Annotated in this window: 20 protein-coding genes and 1 pseudogene; 11 read left to right on the forward strand and 10 right to left on the reverse strand. The window is 59.7% G+C overall.

Annotation, left to right across the window (positions count from 1 at the left end; genetic code table 11):
- Nucleotides 1–277: 277 nt before the first annotated feature.
- The 5 genes from ntrC to glnA all read right to left on the reverse strand — a co-directional run bounded on the left by ntrC (nucleotide 278) and on the right by glnA (nucleotide 5,768).
- Nucleotides 278–1,714: a nitrogen regulation protein NR(I) gene (gene ntrC, locus JFT91_RS07730; RefSeq protein WP_007909238.1), complete on the reverse strand. Its 1,437-nt coding sequence runs from the start codon at nucleotides 1,712–1,714 to the stop codon at nucleotides 278–280.
- Nucleotides 1,711–2,796 carry a nitrogen regulation protein NR(II) gene (glnL, locus tag JFT91_RS07735; protein WP_201229971.1) on the reverse strand — a complete coding sequence of 362 codons (1,086 nt, stop codon included), beginning with the start codon at nucleotides 2,794–2,796 and terminating at the stop codon, nucleotides 1,711–1,713. The genes ntrC and glnL overlap by 4 nt, the downstream gene beginning before the upstream one ends.
- Nucleotides 2,797–3,027: 231 nt before the next feature.
- Complete coding sequence (locus JFT91_RS07740) at nucleotides 3,028–3,651, reverse strand: DUF4124 domain-containing protein (RefSeq protein WP_201231999.1); 624 nt, start codon at nucleotides 3,649–3,651, stop codon at nucleotides 3,028–3,030.
- On the reverse strand, nucleotides 3,648–4,160 hold the full coding sequence (locus tag JFT91_RS07745; RefSeq protein WP_201232000.1) for a DUF4124 domain-containing protein: 513 nt from the start codon (nucleotides 4,158–4,160) through the stop codon (nucleotides 3,648–3,650). The genes JFT91_RS07740 and JFT91_RS07745 overlap by 4 nt, the downstream gene beginning before the upstream one ends.
- Before the next feature lie 201 nt (nucleotides 4,161–4,361).
- Nucleotides 4,362–5,768, reverse strand: a complete 1,407-nt coding sequence (gene glnA, locus JFT91_RS07750) for a type I glutamate--ammonia ligase (RefSeq protein WP_201229979.1) — start codon at nucleotides 5,766–5,768, stop codon at nucleotides 4,362–4,364.
- A gap of 331 nt (nucleotides 5,769–6,099) precedes the next feature.
- Between glnA and thiI the strand changes: the two genes are divergently transcribed.
- Nucleotides 6,100–7,554 (forward strand): tRNA uracil 4-sulfurtransferase ThiI, encoded by a 1,455-nt coding sequence (gene thiI / locus JFT91_RS07755; protein WP_126359225.1) that lies wholly within the window; start codon nucleotides 6,100–6,102, stop codon nucleotides 7,552–7,554.
- Between the two features lie 139 nt (nucleotides 7,555–7,693).
- Nucleotides 7,694–9,514, forward strand: coding sequence for a translational GTPase TypA (typA, locus tag JFT91_RS07760; protein ID WP_064117050.1), 1,821 nt, complete (start codon nucleotides 7,694–7,696; stop codon nucleotides 9,512–9,514).
- Between the two features lie 203 nt (nucleotides 9,515–9,717).
- On the opposite strand, the gene JFT91_RS07765 is transcribed toward typA, so the two are convergent.
- Nucleotides 9,718–10,155, reverse strand: a complete 438-nt coding sequence (locus JFT91_RS07765) for a YkgJ family cysteine cluster protein (RefSeq protein WP_038359983.1) — start codon at nucleotides 10,153–10,155, stop codon at nucleotides 9,718–9,720.
- A 260-nt stretch (nucleotides 10,156–10,415) separates the two neighbouring features.
- On the opposite strand from JFT91_RS07765, the gene JFT91_RS07770 reads away from it, so the two are divergent.
- The 5 genes from JFT91_RS07770 (at nucleotide 10,416) to JFT91_RS07790 (ending at nucleotide 20,058) form a co-directional block, all read left to right on the forward strand.
- On the forward strand, nucleotides 10,416–12,866 hold the full coding sequence (locus JFT91_RS07770; protein ID WP_201229981.1) for a glycogen/starch/alpha-glucan phosphorylase: 2,451 nt from the start codon (nucleotides 10,416–10,418) through the stop codon (nucleotides 12,864–12,866).
- A gap of 290 nt (nucleotides 12,867–13,156) precedes the next feature.
- The gene (locus JFT91_RS07775) at nucleotides 13,157–16,753 is read left to right on the forward strand and encodes a DUF2339 domain-containing protein (RefSeq protein WP_201232001.1); all 3,597 of its coding nucleotides are present in this window, start codon (nucleotides 13,157–13,159) and stop codon (nucleotides 16,751–16,753) included.
- Nucleotides 16,750–18,114 (forward strand): DUF3999 domain-containing protein, encoded by a 1,365-nt coding sequence (locus JFT91_RS07780; protein ID WP_201232002.1) that lies wholly within the window; start codon nucleotides 16,750–16,752, stop codon nucleotides 18,112–18,114. Before JFT91_RS07775 ends, JFT91_RS07780 begins: the two co-directional genes overlap by 4 nt.
- 327 nt (nucleotides 18,115–18,441) lie before the next feature.
- On the forward strand, nucleotides 18,442–19,452 hold the full coding sequence (locus JFT91_RS07785; RefSeq protein ID WP_008080580.1) for a class 1 fructose-bisphosphatase: 1,011 nt from the start codon (nucleotides 18,442–18,444) through the stop codon (nucleotides 19,450–19,452).
- Between the two features lie 3 nt (nucleotides 19,453–19,455).
- Nucleotides 19,456–20,058 (forward strand): DUF924 family protein, encoded by a 603-nt coding sequence (locus tag JFT91_RS07790; RefSeq protein WP_201229989.1) that lies wholly within the window; start codon nucleotides 19,456–19,458, stop codon nucleotides 20,056–20,058.
- On the opposite strand, the gene JFT91_RS07795 is transcribed toward JFT91_RS07790, so the two are convergent.
- From JFT91_RS07795 to JFT91_RS30100, 3 genes and pseudogenes are all read right to left on the reverse strand, one after another.
- Nucleotides 20,047–20,220, reverse strand: coding sequence for a hypothetical protein (locus JFT91_RS07795; protein WP_201232003.1), 174 nt, complete (start codon nucleotides 20,218–20,220; stop codon nucleotides 20,047–20,049). The genes JFT91_RS07790 and JFT91_RS07795 overlap by 12 nt on opposite strands.
- 165 nt (nucleotides 20,221–20,385) lie before the next feature.
- Nucleotides 20,386–21,150: a methyl-accepting chemotaxis protein gene (locus tag JFT91_RS30095; protein ID WP_371850962.1), complete on the reverse strand. Its 765-nt coding sequence runs from the start codon at nucleotides 21,148–21,150 to the stop codon at nucleotides 20,386–20,388.
- A 93-nt stretch (nucleotides 21,151–21,243) separates the two neighbouring features.
- Nucleotides 21,244–22,278: pseudogene (locus JFT91_RS30100) on the reverse strand (HAMP domain-containing protein); the annotation flags it as partial.
- A 281-nt stretch (nucleotides 22,279–22,559) separates the two neighbouring features.
- Here JFT91_RS30100 and JFT91_RS07805 point away from each other — a divergent pair.
- Nucleotides 22,560–22,814 (forward strand): hypothetical protein, encoded by a 255-nt coding sequence (locus JFT91_RS07805; RefSeq protein ID WP_201232005.1) that lies wholly within the window; start codon nucleotides 22,560–22,562, stop codon nucleotides 22,812–22,814.
- A 30-nt stretch (nucleotides 22,815–22,844) separates the two neighbouring features.
- Nucleotides 22,845–23,414 carry a lipocalin family protein gene (locus tag JFT91_RS07810; protein WP_201232006.1) on the forward strand — a complete coding sequence of 190 codons (570 nt, stop codon included), beginning with the start codon at nucleotides 22,845–22,847 and terminating at the stop codon, nucleotides 23,412–23,414.
- Between the two features lie 118 nt (nucleotides 23,415–23,532).
- Here JFT91_RS07810 and JFT91_RS07815 read toward each other — a convergent pair whose 3' ends face one another.
- Nucleotides 23,533–24,897: a formimidoylglutamate deiminase gene (locus JFT91_RS07815; RefSeq protein ID WP_201232007.1), complete on the reverse strand. Its 1,365-nt coding sequence runs from the start codon at nucleotides 24,895–24,897 to the stop codon at nucleotides 23,533–23,535.
- A 145-nt stretch (nucleotides 24,898–25,042) separates the two neighbouring features.
- On the opposite strand from JFT91_RS07815, the gene hutC reads away from it, so the two are divergent.
- Both hutC and JFT91_RS07825 read left to right on the forward strand, forming a co-directional pair.
- Entirely contained in the window at nucleotides 25,043–25,753 is a 711-nt protein-coding gene (gene hutC / locus JFT91_RS07820; RefSeq protein ID WP_162130175.1) for a histidine utilization transcriptional repressor HutC, read from the forward strand.
- Nucleotides 25,754–25,762: 9 nt separating this feature from the next.
- Entirely contained in the window at nucleotides 25,763–26,332 is a 570-nt protein-coding gene (locus JFT91_RS07825; protein WP_201232008.1) for a HutD/Ves family protein, read from the forward strand.
- Nucleotides 26,333–26,430 lie beyond the last annotated feature (98 nt).

Below are 26,430 nucleotides of genomic sequence, written 5' to 3' on the forward strand. Positions count from 1 at the left end.
TGCCAGTTTTTAATCTGATGAAACAAAAAAACCGCTCAGAAACGCGGAAGCCCCGGAATTCGGGGCTTTCGTGCATTTGGTGTTGTTGTTCGTCGATGATTTTTACTGGCAATCTGAACTGAAGGTTATGCTCGATTGCGGTTCAAAGTGCCTTACTGTGGTGCACTCGGGCCTTAAAAACATCGCGAGCAGGCTCACTCCTACAATTGGAAGGCGTTCCACTGTAGGCGTGAGCCTGCTCGCGATTGGATCTGACATTCAGCGAAGAACTTGGGGCTTAGCCCTCATCCCCCTCATCATCATCCCCACCATCAACCTTCATCCCCAGTTCCTTGATCTTGCGCGTCAGGGTATTACGCCCCCAACCCAACAACACCGCCGCATCACGCCGACGCCCAGCCGTGTGCTTCAGCGCCGTCTCGATCATGATCCGCTCAAACGCCGGCACCGCGCTGTCGAGCAAACTCGACTGGCCACGCGCCAAGGCTTGGTCGGCCCACTGGCGCAGCGCTTGCTCCCAGTTGGTCACCGGTGCCGAGTCCTGCGGCAGGTTCAGCAGTTCTGGTGGTAGGTCGCTGATGTGCACTTCGCGCCCGGACGCCATTACCGTAATCCAGCGGCAGGTATTCTCCAGCTGGCGCACGTTGCCGCCCCACGGCAGGTTCTTCAGGTATTCCTCGGTCTCGCTTTTCAACAGCTTCGGCTCGACCGCCAGTTCCTGCGCGGCGCGGCTGAGGAAGTGCTTGGCCAGGGTCGGGATATCTTCGCGACGATCCGACAGGCGCGGAATGTGGATGCGGATCACGTTGAGGCGGTGGAACAAGTCCTCTCGGAATTTGCCGGCATGCACCAGGGTTTCCAGGTTCTGGTGGGTCGCCGCGATGATGCGCACGTCAACCTTGACCGGCACATGTCCGCCAACACGATAGAACTCGCCGTCGGCCAGAACGCGCAGCAAACGGGTCTGCGTATCCGCCGGCATGTCGCCGATTTCGTCGAGGAACAGTGTGCCGCCGTCAGCCTGCTCAAAGCGCCCGCGACGCAGGTTTGCTGCACCGGTGAACGCGCCTTTCTCATGGCCGAACAGCTCGGATTCCATCAGATCCTTGGGTATCGCCGCCATGTTCAGCGCGATGAACGGCGAAGCCGCGCGTGGGCTGTGGCGGTGCAGGGCGTGGGCGACCAGTTCTTTACCGGTGCCGGATTCGCCATTGATCAACACGGTGATGTTGGAGTGGCTCAAGCGGCCGATGGCGCGAAACACTTCCTGCATCGCCGGCGCTTCGCCGATGATTTCCGGGGTGCGGGTCAGCGCGGGCACCACTTCCAGGCCTTGCTGTTCTTGCGCGTGCTGATTGGCGCGCTTGACCAGCGACACCGCTTCATCAACGTCGAACGGCTTGGGCAGGTACTCAAACGCACCGCCCTGATAAGAGGCGACAGCGCTGTCCAGATCGGAATGAGCGGTCATGATGATGACCGGCAACCGTGGGTGCTGCTCGCGAATCCGCGCCAACAGATCCAGGCCACTGGCACCCGGCATGCGGATGTCGGAAATGATCACATCCGGCTGCTGACGGGCCAGGCGACTCATCACGCCATCCGCGCTGTCGAAGCTCTGCGTGGTCATGCCTTCCTGCTGCAAGGCCTTTTCCAGAACCCAACGGATAGAACGGTCGTCATCGACGATCCAGACGGTTTCACTACGGCTCATGTCGATGTGGCTCCTTGTTCCAGTGGCAGAAAGATCGAGAACGTGGTGTGGCCTGGATGGCTGTCACATTCGATCAGGCCCTGGTGCTGGCTGATGATGTTCTGGGTAATGGCCAGGCCCAGCCCGGTACCGTCCGGACGGCCGCTGACCATGGGAAAGAAAATGGTTTCCTGAAGTTCCGCGGGGATCCCCGGGCCGTTGTCGATGATCTCGATCTTGGTCACCAGACGATGGCGGATATGGCCGATGGTGAACTGGCGCATGGCGCGGGTGCGCAGGCTGATGCGGCCCAGGCGCAACTCGTTCTGGCTGCTGATCGCCTGCATCGCATTGCGCACGATGTTCAACACCGCCTGAATCATTTGCTCACGGTCGATCAGTACGTCGGGAATACTCGGGTCGTAATCGCGCACCAAGGTGATGCAGCCCTGGCTTTCCGCTTCGACCAAATGGCAGACGCGTTCGAGCACTTCGTGGACATTGCACATCGCCAGCGACGGCAGTTTGTTTGAACCGAGCATGCGATCGACCAGGTTGCGCAGACGGTCGGCCTCTTCAATGATCACGTTGGTGTAGTCGCGCAGGCTGTCTTCCGGCAGTTCGCGGGCCAGCAGCTGCGCCGCGCCACGGATGCCGCCGAGCGGGTTCTTGATCTCATGGGCGAGGCCGCGCACCAGCATCTTGCTGGTTTCCTGCTTGGAAATTTGCGCCTCTTCCTTGGTGATCCGCAGCAAGCGGTCGCGCGGGTGGACTTCCAGCAGAAGCATGGTCGCGCCGTTGCTGAGAATCGGCGTCACAGCGTAATCCACGGTCAGGGTCTGGCCAGTGAGGGCGGTGAGCATCGCTTCGCGTTTGGTGAACGGGTGCGCTTGTTCTACCGCTTGGCGCAGGGAGTTCAGCGCCTCGGTGGATTCGGTGAACAGCTCGCTGATGAACTGGCCATGGCTGCGCTGCCCGCTGATGGCGAGCAGCATCTCCGCCGCCGGGTTCATGTACTCAAGGCGCAATTCGGCGTCGAGCAGAATGGTGGCGGTGGTCAGGTTGTCGAGCAGCAAACGGTGGATTGCGTCGCTAATGGTCATCGGAGCCTCTTTTGGGGGCGGAGCGTGCGCAACAAGCAAGCGTCGGTGAACGGAAAATGCAAAAACCAAACCAAGGCTCCGAAAAGAAGCGTTCAACCCCTGAAACAGGCGTTTGACGCTCGTTTGCGTGGCGCTTGGCCAGCTCGAACGGGAAGTTTCGAACCAAAATGGGTTGGATTGTGAGTACGGTGCAGCCTGTTGCACCAATATAGTGCGCAAAGCTGAACGGCGTTAGAAGAAACGCAGGAAGGGATTTTTCGGTTCGGGCGGTTTGTCTTTAAGCGGGCATTCCGGGCGCACGCCGTAGTCCTCGGTCACGCAAGGTTTGACCTGGCGTTTCTGCGCCAGCGAGATGCGCAGCATGTGGAAAGGCTGGTTGGCGGTGCGCTCGACAGTGCGCCCTTCGGCGTCGAGGATTTCCACGGAAAGGTTGTGGCTGCCACGGTCGATATTGCTCAGCGGGAAGACTGGCGTCAGGCCGGGTTCACCAGTGGCCTGACCGTCCAGCAGCAACCGATAACGATGACCTTTTTGCAGACCCGGTTCGCTGGTAATGCTGACGATGATTTCGCCGGCGCTGCTGCGAATCGTTGCATCGGGCTCGGGCACCAGAATGCGCAGCATGTCGTAGTGGAACAGCGGTTGCTCCGGGGATTTTTTTGCCGTGGTGAGCGGCGCGGCGGCGGTTGGGTTTGCCGACATGCGATTGCTGGTGGCGATGGGCACACGCTTGGCATTGCCGTGTGGCTGGTCGGTGTAGACGCGATTGCCCTGCGCATCGACGTAGGTAAAGACCTCTGCCGAGGCTTGCAACGTCATCATGGCCAAAGCGGCGACCAGCCATGCGCGAATCATGGCTTGTGTACTCGCTGCACAGTGAAGGCCACGGGCGGGCTTTGCTGAACAATTGTTTGCCCGTCGATGACCTGGACGGCCAGTCGATGCTCACCCCGGTCAACATTCACCAACTGCAGGATTGGCACGTTGCTCGGCTGGCCATACGGTTCATCGTCGAGCACCAGCCGTAATTGATGCGGCGACTGCAGACGCGGTTTGATCAGCACATTGACGGTGAAGGTGCCGTTGTTGGCGCGCAAGGCTTCTTCAGTGGGCAGACCGGCGAGTTCCAGTACTTCATAAGCGCTCTGCGCAGGTTGGCGCTTGTCCGCATCGGAGGCCGGCAACGTGCTCGGCGCTTGCGGCTCGACCCGATTGAGCGGCGGCAACTCCACCGGCTGCGCCTTGACCCCGTCCGGCGAATGATCGCTGTACACCGTGTTGCCGTTGGCGTCGGTGTACTTGTAGATCTGCGCCGCGACGGGCAGGGCGATCACCAGCAGGATGTATGAAAAGGTGCGACCCATGAAATCGACCAGAAACGAAAGCGATGGGTTGCAGCATAGGTCAGGGGCGGCGGTAAGCCCAACTCGCTACATATCCAGAGATGTATTCAAGCACTGCAATTCCCACAGTGGATTTACGTCAAGTCATAAATTGCGGGCACAAAAAAGGCCTCCCGAAGGAGGCCTCTTTTTTGTCACGCCGCTGAGTGCGGCGCTACCGGATCAGCAGCTGTAGTACAGCTCATATTCCAGTGGGTGTACGAAGGTGCGAACCTTGATTTCTTCTTCGGATTTCAGCGCGATGTAAGCGTCGATGAAGTCGTCGGAGAACACGCCGCCCTTGGTCAGGAACGCGCGGCCCTTGTCCAGCTCTTCCAGGGCTTCTTTCAGGCTGCCGCAAACTTGTGGGATCTCTTTCGCCTCTTCAGGCGGCAGGTCGTACAGGTTTTTGTCAGCAGCGTCGCCTGGGTGGATCTTGTTCTGGATACCGTCCAGACCGGCCATCAGCAGAGCTGCGAAGGCCAGGTACGGGTTGGCAGCCGGATCCGGGAAGCGTGCTTCGATACGGCGGGCTTTCGGGCTCGACACGTAAGGAATACGGATCGAAGCGGAACGGTTGCGAGCCGAGTAGGCCAGCATTACCGGGGCTTCGAAGCCTGGCACCAGACGCTTGTAGGAGTTGGTCGCCGGGTTGGTGAAGCCGTTCAGGGCCTTACCGTGCTTGATGATGCCGCCGATGAAGTACAGAGCGGTATCGGACAGGCCGGCATAGCCTTCACCTGCGAAGGTGTTCTTGCCGTCTTTCCAGATCGACATGTGTACGTGCATGCCCGAACCGTTGTCGCCGTACAGTGGCTTCGGCATGAAGGTCGCGGTGCGGCCGTAGGCGTCAGCAACGTTGTGTACAACGTACTTGAGGGTTTGGGTTTCGTCGGCTTTCTTTACCAGGGTGTTGAACTTGACGCCGATTTCGTTCTGGCCGGCAGTTGCCACTTCGTGGTGGTGAACTTCGACGGTCAGGCCCATTTCTTCCAGTGCGTTGCACATGGAGGTACGGATTTCGTGGTCGTGGTCGAACGGCGGAACCGGGAAGTAGCCACCTTTGACGCCTGGACGGTGACCTTTGTTGCCGCCTTCGATGTCCTGGTCGGACATCCACGAACCTTGCTCGGAGTAGATCTTGAACATCGAGCCGGAGATGTCCGACTTGAATTTAACCGAGTCGAAGATGAAGAATTCTGGCTCTGGACCGGCGAACACAGTGTCACCGATACCGGTGGCTTTCAGGTGCTCTTCGGCGCGCTTGGCGATCGCACGTGGGTCGCGGTCGTAGCCTTGCATGCTCGAAGGTTCGATGATGTCGCACACCAGGATCAGGGTGGCGTCTTCGGTAAACGGGTCGAGAACGGCAGTGTCGTCGTCCGGCAGCAGGATCATGTCGGAGGCTTCGATGCCTTTCCAGCCAGCGATGGAGGAACCGTCGAACATTTTGCCGACTTCGAAGAAGTCGTCATCCAGCGCATCGCGAGCCGGCATGGTCACGTGGTGCTGAGTGCCTTTGGTGTCCGTGAAGCGCAGATCAATCCACTTGACGTCATGATCTTTGATGAGTTGAACCGACTTCGACATAGTGTCCTCCGGGTGGCTTCGGGCTTGGTAGTGGATAGCCCTTGGAATTTTGGTGATGCCGGCGCAGATACTCTGCCAAGGCAACCTGCCTCACAAGGGAGCAAATTGCATGCCAGTGCCCCAGCATGGGTTTTTTGCCCCAAATTCACGCTTATTAAGGTGCAAAGTGCGTGAATACGGAAAATCTCGCCCCTTAATGTAGCGTCATTGTCTAAAAACGACCTCTTTTGGTGCGTGCAAAACCTTCTGCACATTAACTGGTTAAACCTTGAGCAATTTCCGCTATAATCCGCGCCCCCCTTTTTCGGCTGGCCGTTCGCGCGCTGTTTTCATGAAACTAATCGTAAAAGTCTTCCCCGAGATCACCATCAAAAGCCGACCTGTCCGGACGAAATTCATCCGCCAGTTGGCCAAGAACATCCGCACCGTGCTCCGTGACCTGGACCCGGCCGTGGTGGTGAACGGTGTGTGGGACAATCTCGAGCTGGAAACCCGCGTTACCGACCCCAAAGCCTTGAAAGAGATGGGTGAGCGCCTGACCTGCATGCCGGGCATCGCGCACTTTCTGCAGATCGACGAGTACCCGCTGGGCGACTTCGACGACATCACCGAAAAGTGCAAGCAGCACTACGGTGATGCGCTGGCCGGGAAGATTTTCTCGGTGCGCTGCAAGCGTGCCGGCAAGCACGCGTTCAGTTCGATGGACGTCGAAAAATACGTCGGCAGCAAGCTGCGCCGTGAGTGTGGCGCTGCCGGAATCGACCTCAAAGCGCCGCAAATCGAAGTGCGTATCGAAGTTCGCGACAAACGGTTGTTTGTCATCCACAGTCAGCACAACGGCATCGGCGGCTATCCGCTGGGTGCGTTGGAGCAGACGCTGGTATTGATGTCCGGCGGCTTTGACTCGACCGTTGCGGCCTACCAGATCATCCGTCGCGGCCTGATGACGCACTTCTGCTTCTTCAATCTGGGCGGTCGTGCCCATGAATTGGGCGTGATGGAAGTCGCGCATTTCATCTGGAAGAAGTACGGCAGCTCGCAACGCGTGCTATTTGTCAGTGTTCCGTTCGAAGAAGTGTTGGGCGAAATTCTCGGCAAAGTCGATAACAGTCATATGGGCGTCGTATTGAAGCGTATGATGTTGCGCGCTGCGTCCAACATCGCCGACCGCTTGCAAATCGAGGCGCTGGTCACTGGCGAAGCGATCTCCCAGGTGTCGAGCCAGACGCTGCCGAACCTGTCGGTGATCGACTGCGTGACTGACAAACTGGTCCTGCGGCCGCTGATAGTCGCGCACAAGCAGGACATCATCGATACGGCCAACGAGATCGGCACCGCCGATTTCGCCCGGCACATGCCGGAGTACTGCGGTGTTATCTCGGTCAATCCGAAGACCGCCGCCAAACGCGGGCGCGTTGAACACGAAGAGAAAGAATTCGACATGGCGGTGCTCGAGCGAGCGCTCGAAAACGCCAAACTGGTGCCGATCGATCGGGTGATCGACGAATTGGGCCAGGACGTACAGATTGAAGAAGTCAGCGAAGCACTGGCCGGCCAGATCGTGATCGACATCCGTCACCCGGATGCCGCCGAGGATGAGCCGCTGGAACTCGCTGGCGTAGAAGTACAGACGATGCCGTTCTACGCAGTGAACGCTCGTTTCAAGGAGCTGGATCCGACTCGCCAGTACCTGCTGTATTGCGACAAAGGCGTGATGAGTCGCCTGCATGCTCACCATTTGCTCAGTGAGGGGCATGCCAATGTGCGCGTTTATCGACCGAGCTAAGTGCCCGGGGCTGTTTGCCTGTGGCCTGCGTCACCGGCCCCCCGACACCGCCGTCAAGCTGTAACGGCCATGCCGGACACTACTGCTAATCGCTGCCAAGACTTGTCAGCAAACCGAATCCTCTGATCGAGATACACAAGTGATCGAAAATCTACGCAACATCGCCATCATTGCCCACGTTGACCATGGTAAAACCACCCTGGTAGACAAACTCCTGCGTCAATCCGGCACTCTGGAGCGCAACGAGCTCAACGACGAGCGCGTGATGGACTCCAACGACCAGGAAAAAGAGCGCGGTATTACCATTCTGGCGAAAAACACCGCCATCAACTGGAACGGCTACCACATCAACATCGTGGACACCCCGGGCCACGCCGACTTCGGCGGCGAAGTTGAACGCGTAATGTCGATGGTTGACTCCGTTCTGCTGCTGGTTGACGCTCAAGACGGCCCTATGCCGCAAACCCGTTTCGTGACCAAGAAGGCTTTCGAAGCCGGCCTGCGTCCGATCGTGGTAATCAACAAGGTTGACCGTCCAGGCGCGCGTCCGGACTGGGTTCTGGACCAGATCTTCGACCTGTTCGACAACCTCGGTGCTACCGAAGAACAACTGGACTTCCAGGTTGTTTACGCCTCGGCCCTGAACGGCATTGCCGGTCTGGATCACACCGCCATGGCTGAAGACATGACCCCGCTGTACCAAGCGGTAGTCGACCATGTTCCGCCTCCGGCCGTTGACCGTGATGGCGCGTTCCAGATGCAGATCTCCGCTCTGGACTACAACAGCTTCCTGGGTGTTATCGGCGTTGGCCGTATCGCTCGTGGTCGCGTCAAGCCGAACACTCCGGTTGTGGCGATCGGTGCCGACGGCAAGCGCCGTAACGGCCGTATCCTGAAGCTGATGGGTCACCACGGTCTGCACCGCGTTGACGTTGAAGAAGCTGCAGCAGGCGATATCGTTTGCATCAGCGGTATGGACTCGCTGTTCATCTCCGACACCCTGTGCCACCCGGACACTGTCGAGGCGATGAAGCCTCTGACCGTTGACGAGCCAACCGTTTCGATGACCTTCCAGGTAAACGACTCGCCTTTCTGCGGTAAAGAAGGCAAGTTCGTGACGTCCCGTAACATCAAGGACCGTCTGGACAAAGAGCTGCTGTACAACGTTGCTCTGCGCGTTGAAGAAGGCGACACCGCTGACAAGTTCAAGGTTTCCGGCCGTGGTGAGCTGCACCTCTCGGTACTGATCGAAACCATGCGTCGCGAAGGCTTCGAGCTGGCCCTGGGCCGTCCTGAAGTAATCATTCGTGAAGTTGACGGCGTCAAGCAAGAACCGTTCGAAAACGTGACCATCGACATCCCTGAAGAAGCTCAGGGCAAGGTCATGGAAGAGATGGGTCTGCGTAAGGGCGACCTGAGCAACATGGTTCCGGATGGTAAGGGCCGTGTTCGTCTGGAATACAACATCCCTGCTCGTGGTCTGATTGGTTTCCGTAACCAGTTCCTGACCCTGACCAACGGTGCTGGCATCCTGACCTCGATCTTCGATCGCTACGACACCGTCAAGTCGGGCCACATGTCCGGCCGTCAGAACGGCGTTCTGGTTTCGGTTGAAACCGGCAAGGCACTGACCTACTCGCTGGAAACCCTGCAGGCTCGTGGCAAGCTGTTCGTAGAACACGGTCAAGAGATCTACAACGGTCAAATCGTTGGTCAGAACAGCCGTGACAACGACCTGGGCGTTAACCCTACCAAGGGCAAGAAGCTCGACAACATGCGTGCTTCGGGTAAAGACGAAACCATCGCTCTGGTTCCACCAGTGAAGTTCACTCTGGAACAGGCTCTGGAATACATCCAGGAAGACGAGCTGTGCGAAGTTACTCCTAAGTCCATCCGTCTTCGCAAGAAGATCCTGGACGAAAGCGAGCGTACCCGCGCTGCCAAGAAAGCCAAGAACTGAGTCATTAGTTCCGGCTGAATGAAAACGCCCCCGGTCGAGAGACCGGGGGCGTTTTTGTTTGTCTGGGATTTAACTGAGGTCTTTACGGTGTTTGTGCTGGCCTCTTCGCGAGCAGGCTCGCTCCCACAGGGGAATGCATTTCAATGTGGGAGCGAGCCTGCTCGCGAAGGCGGCCGATCAGCCGCCGAAAACTTCAGAGGAGATCAAAACTTCTCGATCGCCCGGAAATTCTGCTCGCGCACCACTTCTTTCGGCTTGTAAGCGCAATAACCCGGCCGCGGGCCGATTTTCGGGTGATTGCGGCAGGTATCCGGGCGCTTGTCATAAATGGTGCACAGGCGGCTCTTACGATCCAGGTAGTAGCAATCGTTGTTGCTCATGCGCTGCAGGGTAAAGATCCCCGACTTCTGATTGAAGCGTTCGACCAGGCCTTCCTTTTGCAGACGCTTGGCGATGTTTTTCGGCGGGTCGCCCAGTTCGAACTCGTCGACCACACCGATGCGCACCAGATCCTTGATCTTCACTTCAACCGGCAGCGTGCAGCAGCTGGACACGCAGGAGCCGCACATCGGGGCTGAATATTTTGCCCACGTATCGAGACGATCGATCTCGGCGGCGGCAATCAGGTTGGGCTTCATCATCGGGAGTTACCAGGCGTGTGTGCATCAGGGCGCGCGATCATACCGGGACTGGTGGATTTTTGAACAACCTTTCGCCAGATTTTTTCTGCGTGCAGGCACATTGCCGGACAATTCGGCACGGCCCCTGCATTCATTAGCTCACTCGACAAGGTAATGCCGGGCTATCTCACAGTCTCGGGAAAAACTGCCGAACCAGAGCCGCTACCGTCGGTCAGACCGTCTAGGCTCAGACAATTCCCCGCTCGCTCGAGGTCCTATCGATGACTCAAGAACCACTAGTTCGCGAAGCAGAGGTGGCCGCATTCCGCGACGCCGTCCTGACCAAACTCACCTACGCGGTGGGCAAAGACCCTGATCACGCCTTCGACCATGACTGGTTCGAAGCCATCGCATTGGCTGCGCGTGATCACATGGTCGAGCACTGGATGGACCACACCCGGCAGATTTACCGCAAAGGCCAGAAACGGGTGTATTACCTTTCGCTGGAATTCCTTATCGGCCGTTTGCTCTACGACAGCCTGAGCAACCTCGGCTTGCTCGACGTCGCCCGTGAAGCATTGACCGAACTCGGCGTCGACCTGGAACGCATCCGTTTGCTGGAACCCGATGCGGCGCTTGGCAACGGCGGCCTCGGCCGACTCGCGGCGTGCTTCATGGAAAGCATGTCGACCCTCGGCATCGCCGGCCATGGCTACGGTATTCGTTATGAACACGGTTTGTTCCGCCAGGCCATCGTCGACGGCTGGCAGCAGGAGCAGACCGAGCACTGGCTGGATTTCGGTAACCCGTGGGAGTTCGAACGGCCGGAAGTCGTCTACTCCATCGGCTTTGGCGGCAGCGTTGAAACCGTTACCGACCCGTCCGGCAAGTCCAAGCAAGTCTGGTCGCCAGCGGAAACCGTTCGCGCGATTGCCTACGACACTCCGGTGGTCGGCTGGCGTGGGGCGAGCGTCAATACCCTGCGCTTGTGGCGCGCACGGGCCATGGAAGATTTGCACCTGGAACGCTTCAACGCCGGTGACCACTTGGGCGCCGTTGCCGAAGTCGCCCGTGCAGAAAGTATCTCCCGCGTGCTCTACCCGGCGGACAGCACCGAAGCCGGGCAGGAGCTGCGCCTGCGTCAGGAGTACTTCTTCGTCGCCGCCTCTTTGCAGGATTTGCTGCGCCGCCATCGCAACATGCACACCTCGGTGCTGACCTTGGGCGATCACGCGGCGATCCAGCTCAACGACACTCACCCCTCGATCGCCGTTGCCGAACTGATGCGTCAATTGGTCGACGTTTATGACGTCGCGTGGGATGCCGCGTGGCAAGTCACCGTCGACACGCTGTCGTACACCAACCACACGCTGCTGCCGGAAGCGCTGGAAACCTGGCCAGTAGGCCTGATGGAACGCATGCTGCCACGGCACATGCAGATCATTTACCTGATCAACGCCCAGCACATCGATTCGCTGCGGGCCAAGGGCATTCACGATTTCGACGTGCTGCGTGCGGTCTCGCTGATCGAAGAAGACAACGGTCGTCGCGTGCGCATGGGCAACCTCGCATTCCTCGGTTCGCACAGCGTCAACGGCGTGTCCGGGCTGCACACGCAGCTGATGCGCAAAACCGTGTTCGCCGAACTGCACAAGCTCTACCCGGAGCGGATCAACAACAAAACCAACGGCATTACCTTCCGCCGCTGGTTGTATCAGGCGAACTCGGAATTAACCTCGATGCTGGTCGATGCGCTGGGCCCGGATCTGCTGGATAACCCCGAAGAACGCTTGCTAGATCTCGAACCTTTTGCCGAGAAAACCGCGTTCCGCAAAGCCTTCGCCGAACAGCGCCTGCACAGCAAAAAGGCCCTGGCGTATCTGATTCATGAGCGCTTGGGCATCGCGGTCAATCCGGCGGCGATGTTCGATGTGCAGGTCAAACGGATCCACGAATACAAACGCCAGTTGCTCAACCTGTTGCACACCGTAGCGCTGTATCAGGCGATCCGCGCCGAGCCGGAAGTTGACTGGGTGCCGAGGGTGAAAATCTTCGCCGGTAAAGCGGCGGCGAGTTATCACCAGGCCAAACTGATCATCAAGCTGACCAACGACATCGCTCGGGTGGTGAACAACGACCCGACCGTGCGTGGCTTGCTCAAAGTGGTGTTCCTGCCCAACTACAACGTCAGCCTGGCGGAGAGCATTATTCCGGCTGCGGACTTGTCCGAGCAGATTTCCACCGCCGGTTTCGAAGCGTCAGGCACCAGCAACATGAAATTCGGCCTCAACGGCGCGCTGACCATCGGCACCCTCGACGGCGCCAACGTGGAGATGTGCGAGCGCATTGGCGCCGAGCACATGTTCATCTTCGGCCTCAGCGCGCAGCAGGTTGAAGCGCGCAAACAGAACCACGAGTTCAGCGCTGCCCCGGACATCGCCGCGTCCCATCGTTTGAACGATGTGCTGCAAGCGATTCGCAGTGGTGTGTTCTCGCCGGATGACACGTCGCGCTACACCGGGCTGATCGATTCGCTGGTGGATTACGATCGTTTCCTGGTGTGTGCCGACTTCGACTCGTATTGGGAGGCGCAGAAGCGCGTTGAAGCGCACTGGCACGACTCCAATAACTGGTGGCGTTCGGCGGTGCTCAACACCGCGCGGATGGGCTGGTTCTCGTCGGACCGGACGATTCGCGAGTACGCCACGGATATCTGGAAAGCGCTGGAGTAACTTTCCGCAACAATTGTGCGCAAGGCCCAACGTTTGTTGGGCCGGATCGATATACTGAGCGCCGGTTACCGGCAGCCTCAGTCACCGCATATCACTGAAAGGATTGAACCCTGTGGCGAGGGGATTTATCCCCGCTGGGCTGCGCAGCGGCCCCAACATTTTGTGAGCGCTGCGCACTCAAACGGGGATGAATCCCCTCGCCACAAAGGCTCACTCCTACAGGGGTTTGTGCCTAGACTGATGCAATCGCCGGACTCGCCCCGCCTTGGGGCTGCTTAGGGATATCGACCATGCAATGGATGTTCATGTTGATCGGGCTGGTGCTCGGCTGGCTGCTCGACGAGTCGTTCAGTGATGCGCTGTTGGGCGCGCTGCTGGGGCTGGCGATCGGGCAGACGATCCGCATCGCGCGGCTTGGCTCGCAAATGGCTGAGCAAAAGCACCAACTTGAACAGCTGAAGGAAGCTTTGCAGGGCGTCGCCCAGCGTCTGTTTCTGCTCGAAGGCGCGCCGCTCCGTGCCGCACCACCACCGAGCGCGACAGCGGCCGCCGAGCCTGTCGTCGAACCCGTCAAAGTTGCCGAAGAGGCCCCGGCATCAGCCCCTGAACTGGTCTGGGAACTGCCACCCGAACTCGAACCAATATCCGCCGTCGCCCGGCAAACCGGCCAACCGCTGCCGGACGATGTCTGGCGCCTGGACGCGGTTACGTCTGAGCCTGAACCGCAACAACCTGCCGCGCCGCGTGGCCCAAACCTCATCGAACGCGGCATCAACGCTGCGCGTAACTGGCTGTTCGGCGGCAACACCGTGCTGCGTGTCGGCGTGGTGTTGTTGTTCTTCGGCCTGGCATTCCTGCTGCGCTATGCCACCGAAGGCATGGTCGTGCCGATTGAGTTGCGCTATGCCGGAGTCGCCGCGGCGGCATTGGCCTTGCTCGCGCTGGGCTGGTGGCTGCGCCGACGCAACAGCAACTACGCGTTGATGCTGCAAGGCACCGGGATCGCCGTGTTGTACCTGACGGTATTTGCGGCGATGCGTCTGCATCCGTTGCTTGATCCTTCCGCCGCGTTAGGGTTGCTGGTGGCGGTCACGGTGTTTTCGGCGATTCTGGCGGTTACACAGGATTCGCTGGCGCTGGCGGCAGTGGCCGCGTTGGGCGGTTTCGCCGCGCCGATCCTGACCTCGACCGGCGCCGGCAACCACGTCGCCCTGTTCAGTTATTTCGCGCTGCTCAACGCCGGCATCCTCGCCATCGCCTGGTTCAAGGCCTGGCGTCTGCTCAACCTGATCGGCTTCGTCGGCACCTTCGGTATTGGCTTCGCCTGGGGCCTGCGCTCCTATACGCCAGAGCTGTTGTGGAGCACTGAACCGTTCCTGATTCTGTTCTTCCTGATGTACCTCGCCATCGGTCTGTTGTTTGCCCGCCGCAAACTGCGCGATATGCCCGATGCTCCGGCGGATGGCGACCGCGATGCGCTGCTGCAGTGGTCGGCGCGCAAGGGCGATTACGTCGATGGGACTATGCTGTTCGGCCCGCCGATTATTGGTTTCGGTTTGCAGTTTGCGCTGGTGCAGCATCTGGAGTTTGCCGCTGCGTTCAGTGCGCTGGCGCTGGGCATGATCTACATGGCGCTGGCCAAGGTGTTGATGGGCGGCCGCGCTGTGCTGCTGGGCGAAACCTGTCTGGCGCTCGGGGTGATTTTCGCCAGCCTGGCGATTCCACTGGGCCTCGATGCCCGATGGACGTCGGCGGCGTGGGCGGTGGAAGGCGCGGGGATCTTCTGGCTCGGTTTGCGTCAGCATCGACCGTTCGCCCGGGCCTTCGCGTTGCTCTTGCAACTGGGCTCGGCGCTGGCGTTCCTCAGCCAATTGCGCGTCGGTGACAGCAGTCTGCTCGACGGCGCTCCGTTGGGCGCGCTGATGCTTGGCACCGCGCTGCTGTTCAGCTTTTATCAACTACGCAAGGCGCCGCAGGAGCAGGCATCGCCTTGGGAGCGCCAAGGCCTGCCGGTGCTCGCGTGCCTTGGCCTGACCTTCCACTATCTGCTGGCGCCATTGTTCTTCTTCGTCCAGGGCACGGCGATCAGTTGGGCGTTGGCGGGTCTGCTGACGTTGTTTGTCGGTTTGCGCCTGCAATCACGCACCTTTCTGTTTACTGCGTTCGCCGTGCAGTTGCTCGGTGGTGCGCTGTTTCTGCTGCGCTTGCAAGGGGCCGGGGAGGACGCGGCGGCGGTGTTCAATGCCGGTTGGAGCGGTTTGTTCAGTGCCTCGCTGATTGGCTTGGCGCTGATTGCCGGCATGCTCCTGGCGGCGCGCGACGAGATGGTGCGCGGCGATGTGCGTTTGTTGCGCGGTTTGTCGGTGGTGTTGCTCGCCGGGTTGGTGCTGATCAATCTGGCGGTGTTGTTCGTGCTGCCGTGGCAGACCGCAAGTGCGGTGTGGGCCGCGAGTGGTTTGCTGATTATCTGGCTGAGTCTGTACCTCCAACAGCGTGTGAGTTTTGTCTTCGGGCTGTTGTTGCAGTTGATCGGTGGCACAGCGTTTTTGCTGGCCGGCCCTGAACTGCTCGGGCCGTTGTCCAGCGAAGGTTTGCGGCCATTGGCACACGCTGGGTTCTGGACGCCGTTGGTGTTGGGTCTGGCCGCCATGATCGGTGCGTGGCGCCTGCAACTGGGCAACCATGCGGCGGCATTTGATGCGTTGAGTTTGCAGCGTTTGTCCGAAGTGTTGCTGCTGTGGGGCGCCGGTTGGTGGGCGTTGGCGTGGGTCAGCGAAGTGCTGCGGTTTGCGCCATTGAATCTACAGGGCACGCTTTTGTTGTTGGTCGCGGCACTGAGTGTCGCACTCTGGACGTTGTTGTCTCAGCGTCTGAAATGGCCGGCGCTGGGCCTGCTCTGCACCGTGCTGATTCCGGCAGCGGGATTGATGTTATTGGCAGCGTGGCACTCGCGTTATCACCCGGCGGCCGACTTTGGCTGGCTGGCGTGGGCGGCAGTGTTCGCGGTGCATTTCTTCAGTCTGCGGCGCCTGGCGCCGATGCTGCCGGCGCGGGCGTTGAGCACTGCTCATGTGCTCGGTTGCTGGCTGCTGATTGGCGTGCTGGCGCTGGAGCTGCGTTACGGCTTGCTGCTGTTGTCCGAGCAATACAACGCCTGGCGCTGGTTGGGCTGGGCGATTCTGCCGAGCTTGTATCTGCTGCTGGCGGCTGCACCACGCAACTGGCCATGGCCGGTGGCGGCGTTTGCTCGCGAATACCGCTTGTACGCCGCCGCGCCTTTGGCGGTGCTGATGCTCGCGTGGTTCTGGCTGGCAAACGGCGTCAGCGATGGCAACGCCGAACCATTGCCTTATGTGCCATTGCTCAACCCTTTGGAGTTGGGGCTGTTGTTCGCGCTGTTCGGTGTTTACGTCTGGTCGCGCAGTGCGGTTGCGCAATTGTCGATTCGCCCGGACTACGCCGATCACGCCACACAACTGATCGCCGGTGTTTCGCTGTTCGCCTTCTGCACGGCATTGGTGACCCGTGCTGCGCACCATTGGGCCGGCATTCCGTTTGAGCTGGACACGCTGCTCGCCTCGATGCTGGTGCAGGCAGGCCTGTCCATCGTCTGGACGCTGATGGCGTTGGGGCTGATGATCGGCGGGCATTTGCGCCACCGCCGCGAGGTGTGGCTGATTGGCGCGGCACTGATCGCGCTGGTGGTGGCCAAACTTGTTTTTGTCGAACTGAGCAACCGTGGCGGCCTCGCCCGGATCGTCTCGTTTATCGGCGTCGGCGTGTTGCTGCTGGTGGTCGGCTACTTCGCGCCGCTGCCGCCCAAACGCATCGAAGCTGAACCGGCGGCGGACAAGCCAGCCCCGGGCACCGAAGGAGTTTCATCTTGAGTCGCATGCGAAATCTGGGGTGGTTGGCGCTGGGCGTGGTGATGGCCGCCGGCGCCCAGGAAAAACCGGCGGACTTCGCCACGCAGGTGCCGCTGGCAGTGAGTGGCAACGGCCCGTGGTATCGCCTCGAACTGCCGCTGAACGTGCAATTGCAGGCGCGCCAGACTGATCTCAGTGACCTGCGTGTGTTCAACGCCGCCGGTGAGCCGCAGGCTTATGCCTTGGCGCGTGAATCGGCGCAGACCCGCGACGACGGCCTGTTGCACGAGGTGAAATGGTTCCCGTTGTATAACGCGGCCGACGCCACTGAGCGCGCGCCGAACGTGCGTGTGCAATCCACCACCACCGGCACGCTGGTTGAAGTGCAACCGTCCAGCCAGTTGGAGGCCGGTGAAGAAGTGCTGCGTGGCTGGCTGCTTGATGCCAGCGCGATCAAGGCGCCGCTGCAACAGCTGATCCTCGACTGGACCAGCGAGCGCGATGGCTTCCAGCGTTTCAGCATCGAGGCCAGCGACGACATGCAGCACTGGCAGCCGTGGGGCGAAGGGCAGGTGGCGCGGCTGACGTTCTCCGATGAGCGCATCGAACAGCATGAAGTGACGTTGCCGGGGCAATCCGCGCGTTACTTGCGTTTGCTGTGGGAGTCGCCGAGTTCGGCGCCGATCCTGACCGCCGCGCAGTTGAAAAGCAGTGATCCACGCAATGTACCGCTGCCATTGGTCTGGTCGCAGGTATTGGCCGGTAGCAGCACCAAGGCCGGGGAATACACCTGGCAGTTGCCGATGGGGCTGAGCGTCGAGCGTGTTCAGGTCGAGATCAAGCAGCCGAACAGTCTGGCGCCGGTGACGCTGTCGGGCCGTCGCGAAAGCAGCCTGCCGTGGCAGACCATGAGCAGTGGTTTGCTCTACCGCCTGACCCAGAATGGCCAGGACGTGGTGAAGAACGAATTGGCGCTTTACGGGCAGACCGTTCAGCAGTTGAAGCTGACGGTGGATGAGCGCGGTGGTGGTCTGGGCGAGCAGGCACCGAGTTTGAAATACGCGGTGCGGGCGACGCAGGTGATATTCCTCGCACGGGGGGAGGGGCCGTACAGTCTGGCGCTGGGCAATGCGACGGTGAAGACGGCGAACCTGCCACTGGCGACGCTGATTCCGGATTTCAAGCCGGAGAAGCTGGCGGGGTTGGGTAAGGCTGTTGTTCAAGGGGAGGTGGTGGCGACCCAGACTTCGACGGCCACGACGGCGGCGGTGGCGGAGACCAATTGGAAGAAGCTAGGGCTGTGGGCGGTGTTGTTGCTGAGTGTGGTGTTTCTTGGGGCGATGGCGTTCAGCTTGCTGCGCAAGCCTCCTGCCAGCAGCTAATGGCTGGCGCTGCGCGCCATTCGCGAGCAGGCTCGCTCCCACAATTGATTGCATTTCTCCAGATGGAATGCGATCCCTGTAGGAGTGAGCCTGCTCGCGATAGCGGTCTCCCAGCCAACAAAAGTCCGCAAACGGTCGCTTCACTCAACCACCACCCGTCCCGAACCGGACTACGCTAAATCCGCTACCTGAACTCTCCACCGACAATCACGTCTCATGCAGGCAATTACACCCCAACGCACGTTACCGGGCGTCTTCGCTCGCTACGTTTTCAGACTCCCTGTAAACTGCGCGGGTTTTTAGCCCCCCATTCCACCGGAGCCGTCCATGTCCCGCGTTACCCTGAGTCGCTATTTGATTGAGCAGACCCGCAGCAACAACACTCCTGCCGATCTGCGCTTCCTGATCGAAGTGGTGGCGCGTGCCTGCAAGGAGATCAACCACGCCGTGTCCAAAGGCGCCCTGGGTGGTGTTCTGGGCAGCATGGGCACCGAAAACGTACAGGGCGAAGTGCAGAAGAAGCTCGACGTGATCTCCAACGAGATCCTGCTCGAAGCCAACGAATGGGGCGGTCACCTGGCCGGCATGGCGTCCGAAGAAATGGACAATGCCTACCAGATCCCGGGCAAGTACCCGAAAGGCGCGTACCTGCTGGTATTCGACCCACTGGACGGTTCGTCGAACATCGACATCAACGCCCCGGTCGGCACGATCTTCTCGGTACTGCGTTGCCCGAACGAATACCTGAGCCAAAACGAGCCGCTGAACGAGAAAGCGTTCCTGCAGCCAGGCACCCAACAGGTTGCCGCCGGTTACGCGATCTACGGTCCACAGACCATGCTGATCCTGACCTTGGGCGACGGCGTCAAAGGCTTCACCCTGGACCGCGAAATGGGCAGCTTTGTGCTGACCCACGAAAACATCACCATTCCTGAATCGACCCAGGAATTCGCCATCAACATGTCCAACCAGCGTCACTGGGAAGCCCCGGTACAGCGCTACGTTGGCGAGCTGCTGGCCGGTGAAGAAGGTCCGCTGAAAAAGAACTACAACATGCGTTGGGTCGCGGCGATGGTTGCCGACGTTCACCGCATCCTGACCCGTGGCGGTCTGTTCATGTACCCGCGCGACAGCCGTGAGCCTTCCAAGCCAGGCAAACTGCGTCTGATGTACGAAGCCAACCCGATGTCGTTCCTCGTGGAGCAGGCGGGCGGCGCGTCCACCGACGGTCACCAGCGCATTCTCGACATCCAGCCTGAAGGCCTGCACCAGCGCGTAGCGGTGTTCCTCGGCTCGAAAGAAGAAGTCGCACGCGCTACGGCTTACCACAAGGAATAAACCATGACCGCGCCCTGGCAGCCGTTGCTCGATTGGTGGTTCGGACATGCCGAATCACCGGACGACATTTCGGCTGACAAGGGCAAGTTGTGGTTCGGTAAGCGAGACAGCCAAGACCTCGAAGCGCGTGAGCATTTCGGGGTCTTTGTCGATCAGGCCCTGGCCGGCGAATTGACCGAATGGACGCAACGTCCCGAAGGTTGGCTGGCGGTGGTGCTGTTGCTTGATCAACTGCCGCGAATGATTTTTCGCGACACCCCCAATGCCTTCTCCGGCGATCTGCGTGCGCAGAAGCTTGTTGCGCAAGGCATTGCGGCGGATTTCGACCGGCAGTTAAAACCGATTCAGCGCGTATTCATTTATCTGGTGTTTGAACACTGCGAAAACCTCGCGGTGCAGAACGAAGCGGTTTCGCGGTTTATCGATCTGGTGGCTGAACAGCCGGAAGCGCAGAGGGCGGTGTTTGCCGACAATCTGGATTATGCCGAGCGGCATCAGAAAGTGATTGCGCGGTTTGGAAGGTTTCCGCATCGCAATGCGGTGTTGGGGCGGGAATCTACGGCTGAGGAGTTGGTGTTTCTTTCTAAGCCTGGGTCAAGATTTTAGTTTGCTCAAATTAATGTGCCGGGCTGAGTCCAGTTCATCTAGCTCCAGAAAAATGTCTTCAGCGTTTGTATAGTTTCCGCGATCGATTTCTTCGCTACCCAGCGCAAGAATTGCCAAGAATGTAATTTGATCTGGATGAACACCATTGTGGTTCTTGTTCATCTGGCAAAACTCCTGATGTTTGTATTGAAGGCATTCTGCGTCATGGAGGCCGTCTTCGCGAGCAGGCTCGCTCCCACAGGTTTGTTCGGTGTTTACACAATTTGTGTTCCACCACAAAACACTGTAGGAGCCGAGCTTGCTCGCGAAGGGGCCAGTGGCCGCGTCTTAAATGCGGAAGCTACCCACCAACTGCTTGAGACGTGCAGCCTGCTGCTCCAGATCCGAACAAGCCCGCAACGTCGCCTGCAAGTTCTCCACACCTTCCTGATTCAGCGTGTTGATCTCGTTGATATCAACGTTGATCGACTCGACCACAGCGGTCTGCTCTTCGGTCGCGGTGGCCACCGACTGGTTCATCCCGTCGATTTCGCCGATGCGCTGGGTCACGCTGCCCAGGCGTTCGCCAGCCTGATTGGCGATGCCGACGCTGCTTTCGCTCTCGCGCTGGCTCTCGGTCATGATGCTCACCGCCTGACGCGCGCCGACTTGCAGCTCTTCGATCATCTTCTGCACTTGCTGCGCCGAATCCTGAGTGCGGTGGGCGAGGTTGCGGACTTCGTCGGCGACCACGGCGAAACCACGGCCGGCTTCACCGGCGCGCGCGGCTTCGATCGCGGCGTTCAGCGCCAGCAGATTAGTCTGCTGCGAAATGCTGGTGATCACTTCCAGAATCTGGCCGATGTTCACCGTGTTGCTGTTCAGGGTTTCGATGTTGCCGCACGAATCGCTGATCTTCGCCGACAGCTGTTGCATCGCCTGGATGGTTTTATCCACCACCTGCTGGCCGTCGACCGCCAGGCTGCGCGCATCGCTGGAGTGCTGCGAGGCGAGGGCGGCGTTCTGGGCGATTTCCTGCGCAGCGGCGCCGAGCTGGTTGATCGCCGCAGCGACGCTGTTGGTGCGAGTGGCTTGCTGGTCGGAGTTGTACATCGACGAATTCGACGCTGCGACCACGCGCAGGGCGACTTCGTTGACCTGCCCAGTGGCCGAAGACACTTCGCGGATCGAGGTGTGGATACGTTCGACGAAACGGTTGAACGAGGTGCCCAAGGCGCCAAATTCGTCATTGCCGTGAATCACCAGACGCTTGGTCAGGTCGCCTTCACCTTCAGCGATGTCGTGCATGGCCCGGCCCATGGTCAACAGCGGCTGCATCAATACACGGATCAGCATGCCCAGGAGGGCGATGATGATCACCACAGCGATGATCATGGCGATCAGCGCCGAAGTGCGGAATTCGCTGAGCATCGAGAAAGCCGTGTCTTTGTCCAGCACCAGCGCTACGTACCAGTCGGCGGAAGGCACGCCGTTGACGCGGGTGAACGAGATCAGTTGGGTCTTGCCGTCGAACTCGACTTCTTTCAGGCCCGGGCTGACTTTTGGCGCACCGGTAGGGTAGGCCTCGGCCAGAGTCTTGAGCACCAGTTTGCTGTCCGGGTGGATCAGGATCTTGCCATCGGCGCTGACGATGAACGCGTGGCCGTGGCCGCCGAAATTCAGCGAGTTGATGATCGCGCTGACACTGGTCAGGTCGATGTCGGCACCGGCCACACCAATCATCTGGCCCTGGCGCTGTACCGGAGTGGCGACGGTGATCACCAGTTTGCCCGAAGAGGCGGCAATGTACGGCTCGGTGACGATGGTCTGCTGCGCGCTGTTGGCCGCTTTGTACCAGCCACGGGCACGTGGATCGTAATCCGGCGCGCGGTTGCCGGCGGGCACGGAGAACATCACGCCGTCAGCCCCGCCGAAGTAGCTCAGCTGGAAATTACCGGTGTAGGCGGGCAGATCGATGATGCGTTTCAGGCTGGCCGGCGCGTTACCGTCGGCAGCGACTTGCTGGGACAGCGATTGCAGCAATTGAATGCGGCTTTCCAGCCAGGTCTGGATGTTGCTGGTGGTCAGGCTGCCCAGCTCCTGCATCGAGGCTTCGGTGCTGCTGCTCAGGGCTTCGCGTTGTCGATAGTCGTTGAAGAAAATGAAACAGGCGAACGCAACGGCCACCACGAGGGCGGCAGCCAACAAGATCTTGTGGCTGAATTTCATGTTTCTGGTCATCGAATGAACTACCGCGAAGGGGCTGGTCAAGAAAGGGCGGCAATTTGCCACACTCGGGGGCTTTGCGCTGCTCTTATTTCGACCGCGGCGCGCCAAAGATTAGGCGTCTTTTATGAAATGCGACGAAATGCTCAATAGCCCTACAAAGTGTCTGATTTACCGACATATGCCGGACGAGTGGAGGGATAAAAAGCCCTCGGTCGAGGGAACCAGATGAGGGTTTTCTCTTCTAAGCTTCTGGTTGGCACCATGCCATCCCCCCTCGTTCCAGGAGTTACACCATGTCGCTGCGATCCCTCGCCCTGCTGTCGTTTTGCGTGCTGTTGGCCGCATGCAGCAAGGTCAATCAGGAAAACTACTCGAAACTGTCTGCCGGCATGGCCAAGGCCGAAGTGGAAACGTTGCTCGGCAAACCGGCCGATTGTTCCGGTGCGCTCGGCATGTCCAGTTGCACCTGGGGCGACAAGAACAGCTTTATCAGCGTGCAGTACGCCGGTGACAAAGTGCTGATGTTTTCCGGCCAAGGCCTGAAGTAAACCGGGGCTTCGCGCCCACGGAGAAGAAAAATGAAGCGGTTATTGCTAATCCTTTTTGCTGGCCTGGTACTGGCCGGCTGCGCCAGTTCCGGCGTAGATCCGTTGGCGCCGAAGACCGTCAACAGCGTCAATCTCAAGCGTTACCAGGGCACCTGGTATGAACTGGCGCGTCTGCCGATGTACTTCCAGCGCAATTGCGCGCAATCCGAAGCCCGTTACACCCTCAAGCCTGATGGCAACGTTGCGGTGTTCAATCGCTGCATGACTACGGACTGGCAGTGGGAAGAGGTCAAGGGCACGGCTTATCCACAGGTGCCGGGCAAGACCGACAAGTTGTGGGTCGAGTTCGATACCTGGTTCTCGCGGTTGATTCTGGGTGTGGCGAAGGGCGAATACTGGGTGTTGTATGTCAGCGATGACTACAAGACCGCCATTGTCGGTGATCCAAGTCGCAAGTACTTGTGGCTGCTGTCGCGTACGCCGACCGTCAACGGTGTGGTGCGTGAAGAGCTGCTGAGCAAGGCGCGGCAACAGGGTTACGACACCACGCGACTGATCTGGCGAGCGTCGGATCGGCAGATGGCCAAGACTTCGAACTAAAGAACACTGCAAAACCAATGTAGGAGTGAGCCTGCTCGCGATAGCGATGTGTCAGTCACATATTTATGTCTGATACACCGCTATCGCGGGCAGGCTCACTCCTACATTTGGTTATGCGTCAGCCCAGGAGGTCGCGCAGGACTTGGGTGAAGGCGCGTGCGCTGTCCTCTTCCCCGGCATGCCGGCCATCGCGCACCACCCACTGGCCGTTGACCAGCACGTCACGCACCTGACGATCCCCGCCAGCAAACAACCAGCGATTCAAAATCCCGTCGCCGCTGGCGGTCGCCAGATACGGATCGTTGCCATCGAGCACAATCCAGTCCGCACGCTTGCCGACTTCCAGCGCACCAATCGGCTGCCCCAATGCCTGAGCGCCACCGTCCAGCGCCGCGTCGTACAACGTACGGCCGACCATCGGCTGATCCGCGCCATACAAACGGTTACGCCGCTGATCACGCAGACGCTGACCGTATTCCAGCCAACGCAACTCCTCGACCACGCTGAGCGACACATGACTGTCGGAACCGATGCCCATGCGTCCGCCCTGAGCGAGGAAATCCACGGCCGGGAAAATCCCGTCGCCCAGATTCGCTTCGGTGGTCAGGCACAGCCCGGCAATGGCGCGACTCTTGGCCATCAGCGTGACTTCTTCCGGGTTGGCGTGGGTGGCGTGGACCAGGCACCAGCGCTGATCGACTTCAGTGTTTTCATAGAGCCATTGCAGTGGGCGACGACCACTCCAGCTCAGACAATCGTCGACTTCCTTCTGTTGTTCGGCAATGTGGATGTGTACCGGGCATTGCTTGTCGCTGGCTGCCAGCACTTCGCTGATCTGCTGCGGAGTGACTGCGCGCAACGAGTGGAAGCACAGACCCAGTGATTGCGCCTTTTGCTGAGCCAGCAGCGGCTGCAAACGCGATTGCAGGTTCAGGTAGTTTTCGGTGCTGTTGATAAAGCGGCGCTGGCCGTCGTTGGGCGTCTGGCCGCCAAAACCGGAGTGGCTGTAGAGCACTGGCAGAAGGGTCAGACCGATGCCGCTTTCACTCGCGGCCTGGCTGATGCGCAATGCCAGTTCGGCAGGATCTGCATAAGGCTGACCATTGGTGTCGTGATGCACATAGTGAAATTCGGCCACCGAGGTGTAACCGGCTTTGAGCATTTCGATGTACAGCTGACGGGCGATGACGCCAAGTTGCTCCGGGCTGATTTTTCCGACGAGCCGATACATCAGATCGCGCCACGTCCAGAAACTGTCGTTGGGGTTGCCGGCCACTTCAGCCAGCCCGGCCATTGCCCGCTGGAAGGCGTGGGAGTGCAAGTTGGGCATCCCCGGCAGTAACGGACCGCTCAACCGTTCGGCGCCATCTGCGGTGGAATTGGCCTGGATTTGGGTCAGCAGGCCATCGGCGCTGACCTCAAGACGCACATTGTTGGCCCATCCGTTAGGCAGCAGCGCGCGTTCGGCAAAGAAAGCGGACATGGTTCAGCACCCCATCGTGTGTTATTTGTATATACATATACAGACGTTTGCCTGCCCGGTAAACTCCGGCAAGCTAGCAACCTCTACCGACGAACAAGGATCAACCGTGCCGACTCCGCCTCCAGTTTCCCCGTTGGCCGCGAACATGGGCGACAGTCCGGCGCCCTTGTACGCCCGCGTCAAACAGATGATCACTCAGCAGATCGACAGCGGTAACTGGCCGCCGCACTACCGCGTGCCGTCCGAAAGCGAACTGGTCAACCAGCTCGGTTTCAGCCGCATGACCATCAACCGTGCATTGCGTGAGATGACCGCCGACGGTCTGTTGGTGCGTATGCAAGGTGTCGGTACGTTCGTCGCCGAGCCGAAGAGCCAGTCCGCGCTGTTCGAAGTGCACAACATCGCCGACGAAATCGCCTCCCGTGGCCATCGCCACACCTGCCAGGTGATCACCCTCGAAGAAGAGGCTGCCGGTTCCGAGCGCGCGCTGGCGCTGGACATGCGTGAAGGGCAGAAGGTTTTCCACTCGCTGATCGTCCATTACGAAAACGACATCCCGGTGCAAATCGAAGACCGCTTCGTCAACGCGCTGGTCGCCCCGGAATACCTCAAGCAGGACTTCACCCTGCAAACGCCTTACGCCTATCTCAATCAGGTCGCGCCGCTGACCGAAGGCGAGCACGTGGTTGAAGCGATCCTCGCTGAATCGTCCGAATGCAAGTTGTTGCAGATCGAGAAGGGTGAGCCGTGCCTGCTGATTCGTCGCCGTACGTGGTCGGGGCGTCAGCCGGTGACGGCGGCGCGATTGATTCACCCGGGTTCTCGTCATCGTCTGGAAGGGCGGTTCCATAAATAGAGAGCACAAATGAATGGTTTGAAGGTTTTACGCGCCGAAGGCTACCCGCGCATGCCGTGGAAAAACGGCGGCGGCAGCACCGAGGAAATCACCCGTGATGCAGGGGCAGGGCTGGACGGTTTCGGCTGGCGCCTGTCGATTGCCGACATCGCCGAGTCGGGCGGATTTTCGACATTCGCCGGTTACCAGCGGGTAATCACTGTGCTGCAGGGTGACGGCATGACCTTGTGCGTTGACGGTGAGGATACGCGGCCGTTGTTACCGCTCGACCCCTTTGCCTTCAGCGGTGAAAGCCAGGTTTCCTGCACGCTGCTCGGCGGTGCGATTCGCGATTTCAACCTGATCTATGCACCGCAGCGTTACCGCGCGCGGTTGCAGTGGCTGGACGGCAAGCAGCGATTCTTCAGCTCGGCGGGGACGGTGCTGGTGTTCAGTGTCAGCGAGCTGCTGCAAGTGCGGGTCGGTGACAGCGTTGCGCAACTCGGTCGCCATGATTGCCTGCAACTGGACGGTAACGTTGGACTGGTTGAAGTCACCACCAATGCCGCTTGCTGCGTAATCGAACTCCTCCAAAACTGAACACAACCCCTGTGGCGAGGGGATTTATCCCCGTTGGGTCGCGAAGCGGCCTCATTTTCGATTGGAAGAAGCGGGGCTGCTGCGCAGCCCGACGGGGA

It is taken from the genome of Pseudomonas sp. TH08, assembly GCF_016651275.1.
GTDB lineage: Bacteria > Pseudomonadota > Gammaproteobacteria > Pseudomonadales > Pseudomonadaceae > Aquipseudomonas.